The 14,473-nt window shown below is 47.2% G+C and carries 13 protein-coding genes; 9 read left to right on the top strand and 4 right to left on the bottom strand.

Annotated features, from left to right (window positions below; translation table 11 throughout):
* Positions 1–20: 20 nt before the first annotated feature.
* A complete protein-coding gene (gene phoR / locus A3GA_RS0102870; RefSeq protein WP_018025881.1) occupies positions 21–1,313 on the bottom strand; it encodes a phosphate regulon sensor histidine kinase PhoR in 1,293 nt (430 codons plus the stop codon).
* 57 nt (positions 1,314–1,370) lie between these two features.
* The gene (phoB, locus tag A3GA_RS0102865) at positions 1,371–2,063 is read right to left on the bottom strand and encodes a phosphate regulon transcriptional regulator PhoB (protein ID WP_018025880.1); all 693 of its coding nucleotides are present in this window, start codon (positions 2,061–2,063) and stop codon (positions 1,371–1,373) included.
* 127 nt (positions 2,064–2,190) lie between these two features.
* On the opposite strand from phoB, the gene ubiE reads away from it, so the two are divergent.
* From ubiE to rfaE2, 5 genes are all read left to right on the top strand, one after another.
* A complete protein-coding gene (gene ubiE, locus A3GA_RS0102860) occupies positions 2,191–3,018 on the top strand; it encodes a bifunctional demethylmenaquinone methyltransferase/2-methoxy-6-polyprenyl-1,4-benzoquinol methylase UbiE (protein WP_018025879.1) in 828 nt (275 codons plus the stop codon).
* Positions 3,019–3,084: 66 nt separating this feature from the next.
* Complete coding sequence (locus tag A3GA_RS0102855; RefSeq protein WP_018025878.1) at positions 3,085–4,119, top strand: Tim44 domain-containing protein; 1,035 nt, start codon at positions 3,085–3,087, stop codon at positions 4,117–4,119.
* Between the two features lie 151 nt (positions 4,120–4,270).
* Positions 4,271–4,855 carry a ubiquinone biosynthesis accessory factor UbiJ gene (locus tag A3GA_RS0102850; protein ID WP_231552474.1) on the top strand — a complete coding sequence of 195 codons (585 nt, stop codon included), beginning with the start codon at positions 4,271–4,273 and terminating at the stop codon, positions 4,853–4,855.
* Positions 4,856–4,866: 11 nt separating this feature from the next.
* Positions 4,867–6,414 carry a ubiquinone biosynthesis regulatory protein kinase UbiB gene (ubiB, locus tag A3GA_RS0102845; protein WP_018025876.1) on the top strand — a complete coding sequence of 516 codons (1,548 nt, stop codon included), beginning with the start codon at positions 4,867–4,869 and terminating at the stop codon, positions 6,412–6,414.
* Between the two features lie 2 nt (positions 6,415–6,416).
* Entirely contained in the window at positions 6,417–6,899 is a 483-nt protein-coding gene (gene rfaE2 / locus A3GA_RS0102840) for a D-glycero-beta-D-manno-heptose 1-phosphate adenylyltransferase (RefSeq protein ID WP_018025875.1), read from the top strand.
* 56 nt (positions 6,900–6,955) lie between these two features.
* Here rfaE2 and A3GA_RS0102835 read toward each other — a convergent pair whose 3' ends face one another.
* Entirely contained in the window at positions 6,956–7,633 is a 678-nt protein-coding gene (locus tag A3GA_RS0102835) for a protein-L-isoaspartate O-methyltransferase family protein (RefSeq protein ID WP_018025874.1), read from the bottom strand.
* A 93-nt stretch (positions 7,634–7,726) separates the two neighbouring features.
* Positions 7,727–8,539, bottom strand: a complete 813-nt coding sequence (thiD, locus tag A3GA_RS0102830) for a bifunctional hydroxymethylpyrimidine kinase/phosphomethylpyrimidine kinase (protein WP_018025873.1) — start codon at positions 8,537–8,539, stop codon at positions 7,727–7,729.
* A 114-nt stretch (positions 8,540–8,653) separates the two neighbouring features.
* Here thiD and ppk2 point away from each other — a divergent pair, with 114 nt between their 5' ends.
* The 4 genes from ppk2 (at position 8,654) to A3GA_RS0102810 (ending at position 14,312) form a co-directional block, all read left to right on the top strand.
* Positions 8,654–10,210 (top strand): polyphosphate kinase 2, encoded by a 1,557-nt coding sequence (ppk2, locus tag A3GA_RS0102825; RefSeq protein WP_018025872.1) that lies wholly within the window; start codon positions 8,654–8,656, stop codon positions 10,208–10,210.
* A gap of 57 nt (positions 10,211–10,267) precedes the next feature.
* On the top strand, positions 10,268–11,620 hold the full coding sequence (gene gorA / locus A3GA_RS0102820; protein ID WP_018025871.1) for a glutathione-disulfide reductase: 1,353 nt from the start codon (positions 10,268–10,270) through the stop codon (positions 11,618–11,620).
* Between the two features lie 88 nt (positions 11,621–11,708).
* A complete protein-coding gene (locus A3GA_RS0102815) occupies positions 11,709–12,983 on the top strand; it encodes a mechanosensitive ion channel family protein (protein WP_018025870.1) in 1,275 nt (424 codons plus the stop codon).
* A gap of 93 nt (positions 12,984–13,076) precedes the next feature.
* Complete coding sequence (locus A3GA_RS0102810; protein ID WP_244264037.1) at positions 13,077–14,312, top strand: DUF2254 domain-containing protein; 1,236 nt, start codon at positions 13,077–13,079, stop codon at positions 14,310–14,312.
* The last annotated feature ends 161 nt before the right edge of the window (positions 14,313–14,473 follow it).

The raw sequence follows: 14,473 nt of genomic DNA, 5'->3' as shown, positions 1-14,473 counted from the left end.
GTGTATATAGGAATAACATCTCAGGTTATCACATCTTTAGGGAAAATAATACTAAAGGTACTGCCTTTGTGCAGGGCACTTTCAATTTTGAGTTGAGCGTTATGGCGAAGCACAATATGCTTGGTGATGGCTAGACCCAGACCGGTGCCGCCAGAAGCGCGGGAGCGGCTTTTATCCACGCGGTAAAAGCGCTCGGTTAAGCGAGGAATATCCTGCGGCGCAACCCCTAAGCCAGTATCCTTGACGCTAAACACAGCATCCCCGTTAGCTTTGAGTCCCCAGCGTACCTGAATGCTGCCACCAGCCGGTGTATAGCGCACTGCATTGGTCATTAAATTGGTAATGGCTGACAGTAGTTCGGTTTGGTTACCGAAAACATTGAGTTCAGGATCAATCGCGTATGTAAACTCATGCTGACCATTGGACAGCGTTTCAGCTTGGGTTGAGGCAACATTAATTAAGGAGCTTAACTTGATGCTTTCGCCGCCGCTTAGTTGGCTGGACTCTAAGGTAGAGAGGGTCAGTAAATCGGCCACAATAGCTTGCATCCGATGGGCTTGTTCACGCATTAAGGTGCCGTAATGCGCAAGTTGCTCCTCACTCAGAGCATGTGGTGGTAAGTCATTAATCGTTTCTAAAAAGCCGATCAGTACGGTTAAAGGGGTGCGTAACTCATGCGACACATTGGCCACAAAATCTTGTTGCGCCGTGCGTAGTCTTTCCAGGTGAGTAATATCTTGGCACAGCAGTAAAAAGCCGCGACTAGAGTGACGCGTCAATTCAAAACGCAAAATAATATCTTTATTATTCTGATGCGACTCTAAAATCAACGCTTTATTCCACTCGCCGCCTTTTGCATAGTCATAAAACTCGGGGAAACGCACGAGATTAAAAATATTAAAACCCACATCTTTGGTGGGATTAATGCCCAAAATCCTCATCGCTAAGGTATTTGCCCACTCAATATGGTAGTCGGGCGTTAGGGTAATCGCAGCATAGGGTAGTGCTTGAGCGGCGGAGAGGATGGTGTTACTGGTATGCTCTAGATTTTCTATATAGCGACTTTGTTGACGTAAATGTCGATAGATGGGATGAATGATGTCCTCATATAATCCCACATGCGGCGGCGGTGGCTCAGATGGAGTCTGAGCCCAGTTAGCGGCTTGTTTGTACTTCTTAAAATCTAGCAATAAGTAGATAAAAATACAGAGCGCATAAAGAAATATCGCCCAGCTTATCTCAAATTGCACTTGTAATAAAACAAAAAAAACCGTGAGAAGGGCAAAAAAGATAAGCCGTGATTTGAATCGCATCAATACTCCAGCGCTAAATTTCAATCAGAAGATAGGAATTTAGTAGTTTAGCTGATACTAATTGCTTTTTGTAGTAAAGCGATAACCACTACCACGCACAGTTTCAATCATCTGATCATGTGCGGTGGTGTTTAAGGCTTTGCGTAGGCGACGAATATGCACATCAACGGTACGCTCTTCCAAGAAAACATGGTCGCCCCACACCTGATCTAATAATTGGTTGCGGCTATAAACCCGCTCTGGATGGGTCATAAAGAAGTGCAGTAGGCGGAATTCGGTAGGACCTAAAGCGATTTCCTTGCCATTGCCCTTGACACGGTGAGATACCGGATCTAAGTGTAGACCGTTGATCTCAATTTCATCGTCGGTCAATTGCGGCGCACGGCGGCGTAATACCGCCTTAATACGGGCCATCAATTCCTTAGGTGAAAAAGGCTTGGTAATATAGTCGTCGGCACCGCTTTCTAAACCCTCAACCTTGTCGCTTTCCTCACCTTTAGCGGTCAGCATAATAATCGGCACTTCCTTGGTGCGTTCTGTGTTGCGCAGTTGGCGCGCCATTTGTAAGCCTGACAGACCAGGCAGCATCCAATCAAGTAAGATTAAATCGGGCAGTTCAGCATCGATCAGTAACTTTGCTTGCTCGGCATCATCGGCACGTAATACCTTGTGACCAGCAAAAGTTAAATTGACGGCAATTAATTCCTGAATTGCCGGTTCGTCTTCAACTACGAGAATAGTGCTTGCCATAATGAAGTAAAATGTTAAAGTTAATAGGTTTTGATTCGTGCTAGCGGTGCTATTTGTATTGATATAGCAGCTTTGCCGATCATAACGATAGAATATGACATGTTTGTGACATTACGGAAAGAATACCATGGATACACAACCGCAAGCGCCTAAAAATACCTCTCAGCCGTCAGTGAGCGAGGAGGTTTTAGGCCACGAGCAGAGCGTCACCGAAGGCCAGGCACCGGCCCAAACGCATTTCGGATACAGTACGGTGCGAGAGGATGAAAAGGCTGGCCGCGTGGCTGAAGTTTTCCATTCAGTGGCAGCCAAGTACGATCTGATGAATGATTTGATGTCAGGTGGTTTGCATCGCCTGTGGAAGAAGTTCACCATCGGCAAAGCCCGTCTACGTGAGGGCATGAAGGTGTTAGATATTGCCAGCGGTACGGGCGATTTAGCCATCGCGTTCGCCAAGCGGGTAGGTACCAGCGGGGAGGTGTGGCATACGGATATTAATAGCTCCATGTTGGCGGTCGGTCGTGATCGCCTGTTGGATCAGGGCTTTTTAGTGCCCTCCGTCGTCTGTGATGCCGAGCATTTGCCTTTTGAGGATAATTATTTTGATCTGGTGACCGTGGCCTTTGGCCTACGTAATATGACGCACAAGGATCAAGCCTTAGCAGAAATGTACCGCGTCTTAAAGCCGGGTGGCCGTTTGTTAGTATTAGAGTTTTCCAAGGTTTACAAGCCTTTGGCGCCGATCTATGATTTGTACTCTTTTAATGTTTTACCCGTATTAGGTAAGTACGTGGCCAGTGATGCTGACAGCTACACTTATTTAGCCGAGTCGATTCGCATGCATCCAGATCAGGAGACGCTCGCTGAGCTGATGAGAAATGTCGGTTTTGATCGCGTAAATTACAACAACCTGACAGCAGGTGTGGTAGCCTTGCATGAGGGTTTAAAACTTTAGTGATAATTGTCGGTCTAAGTACCTGCAGGATCATTTTTTTAAAGATTTTTTAAAAGGCTTTATGTTATGCGCAAATCATTTTCTCGCTTAGTAGCCGCTTTTACCATCGTGATTTCTACGCTGACCATGCTTGGCGTTACGATGGACGAAGCAGAGGCACGTCGTATGGGTGGCGGTAGTAGTTTCGGTCGCCAATCCTCTAATGTTATGAAGAATCGCACACCGGCGCAGGCGCCTCGTGCTAATCAACAACAAAGCGCCCCAAATGCTAATCAAGTCACGCCTAATCGTAGCGGTGCGGCAGCTGCTGGAGCCCAGGCTCAGCGTTCCGGTATGTCCCGCTTTTTGGGACCCATTGCTGGTATTGCCGCCGGTTTGGGTATCGCCGCCTTATTATCTAGCTTAGGTCTGAGCGGTGCCTTGTTAGAGTTTTTATCAAGCGCGATTTTAATTGCTCTGGTGATTTTTGCGGTGATGTTTGTGGTACGTCGCTTACGTGGCAATCAGGCTAAACCTGCCACTCAGGGTGCCTTTGGTGCACAGCAAGGTGCAGCACAGGATTTTTATAGCCAACGTGAGACACATGACTATACGCAACAACCGCCGCGCGCTCCAGGTGTGTTTAATCGTGCGCCGGAAGCGCAGCCGTCCGCAGCAGCGCAGCCAGTCGCTGAGTCGATGGAGAGTGCACAACCAGTCGATCCTTCGTGGTTTGTGCCTGCAGGTTTTGATACCATGACCTTCCTTAAGGTGGCCAAGGAGCAGTTTGTGCGTATCCAGGGCTTATGGGATCGGGGCGATGTGGAGCAATTAAAGGAGTTCTTGACAGAAGATTTGCTGACAGAGTTGAGCCCACAAATCCGTGAGCAGGCCGAGCAAGCGGCACACCCTACCGAAGTGGTATTGCTTAACGCTGAATTACTCGGCATGGAGCAGGTGGCCGGCGGTCATTTAGCGAGTGTGCGCTTCTCCGGTATGTTGCGTGAGGAGCCGGGCCAAGAGGCTTTCCGCTTTGAGGAGGTTTGGAATCTCTACAAGACAGCGGATAGTGGCTGGTTAGTTGCCGGGATTCAACAAATCCCTGGGGGCTATGCGTCTTAGTGCCAGCGCTTTTCAGCGTGACTTGTTTTAGGTATAAAGGCTTCTTTTTTAAAGAAGCCTTTACCATTTTATCGGCTCGATAAGCTAAACTATCTTTTTTAATTTAATCGGGATTTGTATGCTGTCCTCCCTGTTTCAGCCAAAGTTGATCTTGGTTCGTTTATTTAATTCCTTGCTGCAGCAAGAACCTTGGGCGCAAGAGCGTATGCGGCAGTACCTCGGCAAGACAGTCAAATTTCAATTGCCGCTGTCTTCCTTGGTTTTAAGTATCAATGCGCATGGCTTAGTGGCTTTGAGCGAAAAGGAGGCGGTGCCAAATGTTATCGTCACCGTGAAGGCAGAGGATATGAGTGCTTTGCTACAAGAATTAAGTCGTGCTAAGCCTGGTAGCACGCCGGATATTAAGCGCTTGATGTCTTATGTATACATTGAGGGTGAGGCGGGTTTGGCAAATTTAGTTTCCGATTTGGCGCGTGATTTGCGTTGGGATCGAGCGTCGTATCTAGCTAATTTGATCGGACCCGTATTAACGTCGCATTTACTTAGAACCGAACGCCTGCTGTTGGAGCGGGGGCAAGCGGGTGTGAAGACTCTATTGAGAGTCGGCGCCGACAGTCTTAGCTATGATCAAGAAATTTTAGTGGCAAGCGTTCAGTTTAATGATCTGAATCGTGAGATTGAGGCCTTAGAACAGCGTTTAGGTGCCTTAGAAAGTACTTTGGCTAAGGGTCAATAGCGGAGTTCAGCATGTTTAGATTCAGAGCCTTTATTATTCTCTTTGTCATGTACAAATATGGTTTGGAGGAATTGTTGATCGATGCCATTCCTCAACGACCTTTGTTACGACGCATCATCAGTTTTTTTGGCAGAAAGTCTAAGTACAAAGAGCCGCGTGGCGTGCGACTACGTCTTGCTTTAGAAAGTTTGGGGCCAATTTATGTAAAGTTTGGTCAGGTACTCTCCACCCGTCCCGATATTGTGCCATTGGACATTGCTGAGGAATTAGTCGCCTTACAGGACAGGGTGCCGCCCTTTTCCTCTGAAGAGGCGGTGGCAATTGTTGAGAAGTCACTGCGTAAGCCAATTGCGCAGTTATTTGCTCGCTTTGAGCGTGAACCTATTGCCTCGGCTTCAGTGGCCCAGGTGCATCGTGCCGAAACCCATGATGCAAAACAAGTGGCGGTGAAGATTTTGCGCCCCGGCATTATTAAAACCATTGAAAGCGATTTGGCTTTAATGCGTTCAGCCGCAGCGGTGGTGCATTGGTTATTACCTGATGGGCGTCGCTTACGTCCTAAAGAGGTGGTGGCTGAATTCGATAAGTATTTACATGATGAATTAGATCTGCAGATTGAAGCCTCAAATTGCAGTCAGTTACGCCGTAATTTTGAACTCGAAGGACGTGAAAAACTGCTTAAGGTGCCCGAGGTTTATTGGCCACTGACCTCAAGCCAGGTGTTTACCATGGAGTGGATTGAGGGCATACCCATTAATCAGATGGCACAGCTTCAAGCCCAGGGTGTGGATATTAAAAAGCTCGCACGCGAGGGGGTAGAGATTTTCTTTACTCAGGTCTTTGATGATGGTTTTTTCCATGCTGATATGCACCCGGGTAATATCCTCGTGACCCAAGATATTGATGCTAGGGGTCGTTATGCGGCCTTGGATTTCGGGATTGTGGGTACCTTGTCCGAGTTTGACAAAAACTACTTGGCACAAAACTTTTTGGCTTTCTTCCAGCGTGATTATCGGCGCGTGGCTCAATTACATATTGAATCGGCTTGGGTACCACCGGAGACGCGCGAGGAGGAGTTAGAGGCGGCAGTGCGCGCAGTGTGCGAGCCCTATTTTGATTTGCCATTATCGGAAATTTCTTTAGGTGCGGTATTAATGCGTTTATTCCAAACTTCTAAGCGCTTTAATGTGGAAATTCAGCCGCAATTGGTGCTGCTACAAAAAACCCTATTAAATGTAGAGGGCATGGGTCGACAGCTCGATCCCGATCTGGATTTATGGCAAACTGCCAAGCCTTTTTTGGAGCGCTGGATGTATCAGCGTGTAGGACCTCAAGGTGTATTGCAAAAGCTTAAAAAGGAATCGGTGCATTGGGCTCAGTTATTACCAGAGGTGCCGCGCTTAGTGCATACGGCCTTGAGTGAGCAGGGCAATTTACCTAAAATCGCCGCGGAGCTAAAGGCACTGCGACGATCCCAAAAAAATAATCGTTTCCTTTTATATGTGATGGCAATATCTCAATTAGTCATTGCCGTGTTAGCTGTGATTTACTGGAGATAGTTATGAACATCCGCTTCGAACATAAGATATTAACTGTGGACGAGTGTTTAAAGGCCTTGGACGAGGGTAGGCTAAAGCGACCTTTAATCTTTACCAATGGGGTCTTTGATATTTTGCACCGCGGTCATGTCAGTTATTTGGACCAGGCAGCACAGTTAGGTGCTAGCTTGATTGTGGCGGTTAATACGGACGACTCGGTGAAGCGCCTGGCTAAGGGTGAGGAGCGTCCTTTAAATTGTTGCGAAGATAGGCAGGCCTTGCTAGCGGCGCTGTCAAGCGTGAGCGCAGTAACTCACTTTAGTGAGGATACGCCTTATCAGCTGATTGAACGTTTAAGGCCTGATGTGATTGTTAAGGGCGGTGATTATCAAATGCATTTGTTGCCTGAAACGACGTTGGTTGAGAGTTGGGGCGGCAGGGCAGTGGCGATTCCTTTTGTCTACGAGCGCTCAACCACGGCCTTGGTCAAAAAAATCAGACAATAAAAAACCGGTATCAAGATACCGGTTAATGTGTGCGTTCTGACTCGGGCGCCCCAAAGTTAGAACTTAAAGTTTGAGGCTACGGCGCCACGCAGTGGTTTGATATAGCTTTCTAATAGCACCTCGGATTCAAAATTGGCGGCATCCGTGCGCACAATACGATGCACTTCCATTAATGGGGCTTGACCAACGGTAATAATCAAACGACCGCCAATCGCTAGTTGATACTTTAATGAATCCGCCACAGTGGGTACCGAGCCAGTCACTAAAATGGCATTAAACTCGTTATTACCCCAGCCGGCACGGCCATCACCAACCTCTACCTGTACATTGGTGATGCCAGCTTGTCTTAAGTTTTTCTGAGCTTGGGCCGCAATGCGAGAATCAATCTCTACACTGTGCACCTGTCGACAGAGACGGCTTAGTAAGGCGGCTTGGAAACCACTACCGGTACCAATTTCTAGTACAGAGTCTTCAGGCTGAAGCTGTAATTCCTGAGCAAACAGTGCCTCCATCTTAGGGCAGAGCATGGATTCGCCGGTTTTGCTGCCGTCTACCTCAATCGGTACCTCTAGATCGGCAAAGGCAATATTATGATACTTAGGATCCATAAAGCGAGTGCGATCTAGCGCTAATAAGGCGTCCAAGACCTTATCGTCAAGAATACCCCAAGGGCGAATTTGTTGCTCAACCATGTTGTAGCGGCTAAGCTCTAGGGAATTAATAGGTTTATTCATACCCGACTCTCAATTATCAAACGTTGCGTGGGAACATCAATAAATTCTGAAATTGCTTAATTTTAACGCTTAAACTAAATTAAAACTAGGGATTTACCACCATTGATGGAAATGATGTAGGGGGCCATGACCTGAACCTACCTCCATCTCATCGGCACGCTCAATGGCTTTGATTAAATAGGCTTTGGCGTCTTTGGTGGCTCGAACAATATCATCGTCGCGGGTGGCGAGGGCGCAAATGGCGGCCGAATATGTACAACCTGTGCCATGGGTGTTTTTGGTGTTAATGCGCTGATTAGGTAGTTCGATCATTTGATCGCCGTTAAATAGTAAATCGACCAGTTCATTGTGCGGTAAATGACCCCCTTTAAGTAGTACCCAACGTTCATCAGTTTGCTTGAACAGCTGATGCAGCTTTTCCGCTAGTTGATACATTTGCTTCTTGGTCTCAGGGGTGGACTGTGAGGTTAAGATCGCCGCTTCCGGTAGGTTAGGCGTAATCATCGTGGTTTGCGGGATCAACGCCTCAATCAAGGTGGGTACTGAGGAATGCGGTAGCAATTGATCGCCACCCTTAGCCACCATCACGGGATCCAAGATGCAATGACGATGTCCCTCATAGGCGATTAGCTCTTCGGCAACCGCTTCGATCACTGGACTTTCACCAAGCATGCCCAATTTAATGGCGTCGATTTGAACATCGTTAAAAAGGGTTTTGAGCTGCAAACGAATAAACTCGGGCGGTACTGGCATCACCCCGGTCACGCCCTGGGTGCTTTGTGCAGTCAGTGCGGCAACCACCCCGCAAGCATAGGTGCCGAGGGCGCTCATGGCTTTAATGTCGGCTAAAACACCAGCGCCGCCAGAGGGATCAACGCCAGCAATTGATAAGGTACGTTGTGTCATATCGTGAAAATATCCATGATATTAATTTGATTTAATTCATCGCTTTTTAGAGCCTAGTATAATCTAAATATACAGTTTTTCTTAAGCATATAAAATAAAAAGGTAGGTTTAGCGATGGCTCAAAACACAACAGACAATAGTACAATCCCAGACCCTAGCGTAGCCGCTGCCCCCAAAGGCACGACTAGCGTAGGTAAAAAGGCGAGTAGCGCTAAGAAAGCGACTGCCAAAAAAGCGACTAAAGCGGTCAAAAAAGTGGCTAAAGCGGTCAAAACCACCTCAGCGGCCACTAAAAAAACTGGGGTAGCAGCTAAGACTGGCACAACGGCAGCTAAAAAGACCTCCACCGCAGCTAAAACCCGTCGCACCACGGCTAAAAAAGCTTCCCCTGCCACTAAGGCGCCAAGCAGAAAAGCACCAGCGACAAGACCAGCAAAGCAAGCCAAAGTCATCGAGCCAAGCAAGCTTGATACAGCTACGCCACAAAGCATCACTGACACCGATGATATTAAGGAAATTCTCGAAGCGCGCAAGGAGGAGTTGGAAAATAGCGTTGAGCGTCTTGGCAAGTTAATTGAAAGCATTGAGGGTGATACCTTATACGGTGACAGCCTTGACGAAACGCGTAAGCTCTTCGTAGAGGACCGCATTGATGCGAAGCATGATCGCCAGGTGCAAATTATTTCACAGTTATTAGGCGAAAAGCTGTCTGCGCCTTTTGATGAGCAGCAGGAGTTTATTCGTGATCTCTTAGATAGCCTGGCGGATGATGAGCGTCGTGATCTGGTGCGCGCAATTCGCTCAGAAAGACGTCGCATGGCCGCAGCACGAGCAGCCGAATATGATCGTGTATTAGCAGACGATTATGATGTTGAGGGTGTGTATCCCTACAAATACCTGATGTCACGCCGTAATTATGAGTACCAAAAGTACGATCTGCAAGTTGAATTGTTGAAGTTGCAGTCGTGGGTACAAGAGACTGGCGAGCGTGTGGTAATTATTTTTGAAGGTCGTGATGCTGCCGGTAAGGGGGGCACCATTAAGCGCTTTATGGAGCATTTAAACCCACGTTTTGCACGTGTGGTGGCTCTACAAAAGCCTACCGAGACAGAGTCAGGTCAGTGGTACTTCCAACGCTATGTACAGCACTTGCCGACCAAGGGTGAAATCGTGCTATTTGACCGCTCTTGGTATAATCGCGCCGGGGTGGAACGGGTGATGGGTTTCTGTACCGATGCGCAGTACATGGAGTTTATGCGTCAAGTGCCAGAATTTGAGCGAAACTTGGTGTCGAGTGGCATTCACTTAATTAAATTCTGGTTCTCGGTGAGTCGTGATGAGCAATTGCGTCGCTTTAAGCAACGTCAGACGCATCCCCTGAAGCAGTGGAAGCTATCACCGGTTGACTTGGCTTCGCTTGATAAATGGGATGATTATACTGCCGCTAAAGAGGCGATGTTCTACCATACCGATACCAGTGATGCGCCGTGGACTGTGGTCAAATCCAATTGTAAGAAACGGGCACGTTTAAATGCGATGCGCTACGTACTACATCGCTTTGATTACGCAAATAAAGACATTAAGGCAGTAGGTAAAATCGATCCTTTATTGGTGGGTCGTGCTAATGTCATTTATGAAGCAGGTGAAAATGACTTAGGTGCTAAGTCGTAGTTTCATTGGCGGCTGCCTAATGATTTATTTTGAAGTTTAAATTTATCGGGAGTTTTTATGGAATATCAATACGATCTTTTTGTTATTGGTGCAGGTAGTGGCGGCGTGAGAGCTGCTCGTTTTGCTGCTCAAGCCGGAGCAAAAGTGGCGATTGCCGAGTCTAAGGATTTAGGCGGTACCTGCGTGAACGTCGGTTGTATTCCTAAAAAGCTCTATAGTTATGCTGCCCAGTTTAATGAGGCCTTTAGCGAAGCTGCCGGCTATGGTTGGTCAGTGGGTGAGACTAGCTTGGATTGGGAGGTGCTAAAGCGTCAGCGTGCTCAGGAAATCACGCGTTTAAACGGTATTTACGATAATCTTATTAAAAACTCAGGGGCTGAACTGATTCGCGGTTGGGCCAAGTTGCTTGATGAGCATACGGTTGAGGTTGAGGGGCAGCAGTATAGCGCTAAGTATATTTTAGTTGTGCCTGGTGGTTGGCCGATGGTGCCCGACATACCAGGTAAGGAGCATGTGATTACCTCCAATGAGGTGTTTGATTTACCAGTATTTCCTAAGCGCTTTTTAATCGTGGGTGGCGGTTATATTGCGTGTGAATTTGCCTCCATTTTTAATGCCTTAGGCTCCCAGGTTACCCAGCTTTACCGTGGCGAGCAGGTGTTGCGAGGTTTTGACGGTGATATTCGTCAGCATATAAGCGAGGAAATGCGTAAAGCAGGTGTTGATCTACGGGTTCAAAGCGATGTCGCCTCGATTGAGAAAAAAGCGGATCATTATCTCGTTCATCTCAAAAATAACGACACGCTTGAGGTGGATGCCGTGATGTATGCCACTGGCCGTGTCCCTAGAACCGCTGATTTAGGCCTAGAAAGGGTGGGCGTAGCACTCGGTCAACGAGGTGAGATTCAGGTTGATGCAAACTATCGCAGTAATATCCCATCCATTTTTGCCTTAGGCGATGTCACCGATCGGGTTCAGCTAACACCTGTTGCTACCGGTGAGGCCATGGTGCTGGTGCATTATTTATTTGGCAAGGGTGAGCGTAAGCTGAGTTATGATAATATTCCAACGGCTGTTTTTACGCATCCTAATATTGGGACTGTAGGCTTGACCGAAGAAGAAGCGCGTGAGCAATTTGATGAGGTGGTGATTTATCGCACCGATTTCCGGCCACTTAAGCATACGCTTAGCGGCAGCAGTGCCCGGACCATGATGAAGCTCGTGGTGGATAAAGCCAGTGATAGGGTCGTGGGATTGCATATGGTGGGCGATGATGCCGGCGAAATTACACAAGGTTTTGCTGTCGCAATAAAGGCTGGTGCAACCAAAGCAGTTTTCGATAGCACCATCGGTATCCATCCGACGGCAGCTGAAGAGTTTGTGACGATGCGTCAACCGGTGACTGAATAAAGCAATTTTTTTCATCTATTAATTAAAGCTCCTATCTGTACGGAGCTTTAATTGTTTGCATGAATTGTTATTAACAAGGGAGCTTTTTATGAGAGATAGTATTCTTGGAGTGCTGGAGAGTATTGGCCTAGCTGATAACACCCTAGTCGTCAAGATTGTATTTCTTCTGTGTATTTTAACCATCACGGTTGTTTATTATTTTACGGCTAAGACCTTGGTCGATCGTATTTTTCGTCGTTTTTTACAGAAGACCAAAGGCTCCTTTTTACCGATTTTAGGGCAGTCAAAAACCCTGCATTATGTGTATTTAACCACCGTGATTATGGTCTTCCGTGCGCTCAGCGAGTTGTTGCTTGAGTCACAGGATGATTTTCTACGGTTGATTATGATGGTCGCACGTGTGTTGATACTGATCTTTTCGGCCCTTTCCATTGCCTCCTTTGTTGATGTACTAGGGCGCATGGCAAGACGTAATCATAAGTTGGACGCCTTACCAGTACAGGGTTTTCAACAAACGTTTAAATTAGTGATTGCGGTCATCACCATTATTTTGATTATTTCCGTGCTGATGGGGCAATCGCCGGGCATTGTGATCAGTGGTTTCGGTGCGATGACGGCGGTGTTGATGTTGGTGTTCCAGAGTCCGATTATGGGTTTTGTGGCAGGTATTCAGTTATCAGCTAATAACATGCTCAGAGTAGGGGACTGGCTTGAAATGCCCAAGTACAATGCGGATGGGGATGTGGTGGAAATCGGTTTAACCACGGTAAAGGTGCAAAACTTTGATAAAACGGTCACCACCATTCCAACCTCTGCTTTGATTTCTGATTCCTTTAAAAACTGGCGCGGCATGCAGGAGTCGGGTGGTCGCCGTATTAAGCGTCAAGTGTGTATTGATATTAATAGCATTCGTTTTATCGATGCTGAGGAGTTGCAAAAAATGAGCGGCAGTCGTCGCTTAGCGCAGTACTTAGTTGCTAAAAGTAAAGAAATTTCCGAGCACAATAAGGAGCTTGCTGCAGAGGGGATGGCACGCTTTTTGGATCAGCGCCATTTAACCAATATCGGCACCTTTAGGGCTTATATTGTGGCTTATTTAAAGCAGCACCCGAGGATTCATCAGCATATGACGATTATGGTGCGACAGATGGCAGCCACCGCTGAAGGGGTGCCGTTGGAGGTCTACTGCTTTACCAATACCACCGCCTGGGGCGAGTATGAAACGATTCAAAGCGATATTTTCGATCATATTTTTGCTGTTGCTCATGTCTTCGGATTGCGTATTTTCCAGGCACCCTCTGGTTATGACTGGCGCTGTGTAGCAGAAGCGACTCTGAAGCAAGCGGAAGAGCACGTGGAGTAGTTGTTTTGGGCTAATGACTAGGCGCAGCGTGCCCGCTTATTAGCCCAAGCTTTATTTTATGTTATCGCTATGTTTTACCGATTGATAGTTAATTTGCGTAAACCTGGCAATCAGTTATGGTTAATGCCAACGGCCGGTGCCTTGTTGGCGTTGTTGATTGCCGCTGCCGCGGCTTGGGTCAATGTATTTGTGCCACCAAGCTTTTTGCCAGACATTGATTTAGATACCCTGCAGAGCTTATTGGATGTGATTGCTTCCAGTATGTTGGCGGTCAGTACCTTTTCTTTATCCATTATGGTGTCGGCTTTTTCCTCCGCCTCCAATGGTGCTACACCGCGTGCCACCGAATTGGTCATGAGTGATGATAATACACGGATGGCAATTGCTAGTTTTATTTCGGCTTTTATTTATGCCATTATTGCCAGAGTTGCGTTGGGACTGGGCTACTATGGACAAAATGGTCGTTTTGCCTTATTTATTGCCACATTATTTGTATTGCTGTATTTGATCATTACGCTGATTCGTTGGGTGCATACCTTATCGTTATTGGGGCGTTTAGCGAATACGCTGAGTAAGATTAAAGCCGCTACGCAAAAGCCCTTGCGTGAAGTGCGTCTACGACCCAACTTAGGCGCGACTTGGCAAGGCACTGTGGATGACAGGGCAAAAGCGCTGAGGCACAACAAGAGCGGTTTTTTAACCCATATTGATTTAGCCGGTTTACAAAAAAAGGCTGAAGATAGTGACTGCTATTTGCATATTATGGTGCGCCCAGGAGAAATGATTCTCCCTAGTACGGTGTTGGCCTTAGTGCAATTCAGGTCGAATGATGATAGTGAGCAGGCGCTAGCCAATATGAGGAGTTGTTTTGTGGTGGATGTAGCGCGCAGTTTTGAGCAGGATCCGGCATGGGGCTTTTTAGTGATGAGTGAGGCGGGGCAGCGCGCCTTGTCTCCCGCCGTTAACGATCCGGGTACAGCGATTCAAGTGATGTATGATTTGATGTCTTTACTGATTGAGGAGGTAGAGACAGATGAAGCACAGGCCTCGGACTCAAGCTTCGATCGCTTATCGATTGTCGCTATTGACTATCAAGAATGGTTGGTGGATGCTTTCTTGCCTTTAATGCGCGATGGTGGGCATATGCTTGAAGTGAATTTGGTGATGCAAAAGGTGTTGGCCGGCATTGCTCAGCATGCGCCTGAATCTGGTGTGCGTCATGCCGCAAAAGAGGTGGCGGAGGTGGCGCTTGAGCGCGCTGAAAAGGCGCTAGTATTTGATGCGGACCGGCAACGGCTGCGGGAAAAGCATGAGCGTCTTTTTGCTTGAGGGGGTGGGCTAATAGTTTATCAGACACCATAAAAAACAGTTCTATTTGATACTAACTCATTGATTCGTAGGGTAATGAAAAGCTGTCTCGACAAAAATGATGAATAAAGGAGAAAGTTGGGTGGCTTTTTAATTTTGTAAATTTATTAGTTCGTCGTCAC

The organism is Oligella urethralis DSM 7531 (genome assembly GCF_000372065.1).
GTDB classification, from domain to species: Bacteria; Pseudomonadota; Gammaproteobacteria; order Burkholderiales; family Burkholderiaceae_B; genus Oligella; species Oligella urethralis.
The sequence above is the reverse complement of the archived record's forward strand: the minus strand, read 5'-3'. Positions and strand labels throughout refer to the sequence as shown.

What these genes read in the sequence shown, in the direction of transcription:
- phoR (WP_018025881.1), bottom strand. Translation starts at nt 1,313, where the DNA reads ATGCGATTCAAATCACGGCTTATCTTTTTTGCCCTTCTCACGGTTTTT.
- phoB (WP_018025880.1), bottom strand. Translation starts at nt 2,063, where the DNA reads ATGGCAAGCACTATTCTCGTAGTTGAAGACGAACCGGCAATTCAGGAA.
- ubiE (WP_018025879.1), top strand. Translation starts at nt 2,191, where the DNA reads ATGGATACACAACCGCAAGCGCCTAAAAATACCTCTCAGCCGTCAGTG.
- A3GA_RS0102855 (WP_018025878.1), top strand. Translation starts at nt 3,085, where the DNA reads ATGCGCAAATCATTTTCTCGCTTAGTAGCCGCTTTTACCATCGTGATT.
- ubiB (WP_018025876.1), top strand. Translation starts at nt 4,867, where the DNA reads ATGTTTAGATTCAGAGCCTTTATTATTCTCTTTGTCATGTACAAATAT.
- rfaE2 (WP_018025875.1), top strand. Translation starts at nt 6,417, where the DNA reads ATGAACATCCGCTTCGAACATAAGATATTAACTGTGGACGAGTGTTTA.
- A3GA_RS0102835 (WP_018025874.1), bottom strand. Translation starts at nt 7,633, where the DNA reads ATGAATAAACCTATTAATTCCCTAGAGCTTAGCCGCTACAACATGGTT.
- thiD (WP_018025873.1), bottom strand. Translation starts at nt 8,539, where the DNA reads ATGACACAACGTACCTTATCAATTGCTGGCGTTGATCCCTCTGGCGGC.
- ppk2 (WP_018025872.1), top strand. Translation starts at nt 8,654, where the DNA reads ATGGCTCAAAACACAACAGACAATAGTACAATCCCAGACCCTAGCGTA.
- gorA (WP_018025871.1), top strand. Translation starts at nt 10,268, where the DNA reads ATGGAATATCAATACGATCTTTTTGTTATTGGTGCAGGTAGTGGCGGC.
- A3GA_RS0102815 (WP_018025870.1), top strand. Translation starts at nt 11,709, where the DNA reads ATGAGAGATAGTATTCTTGGAGTGCTGGAGAGTATTGGCCTAGCTGAT.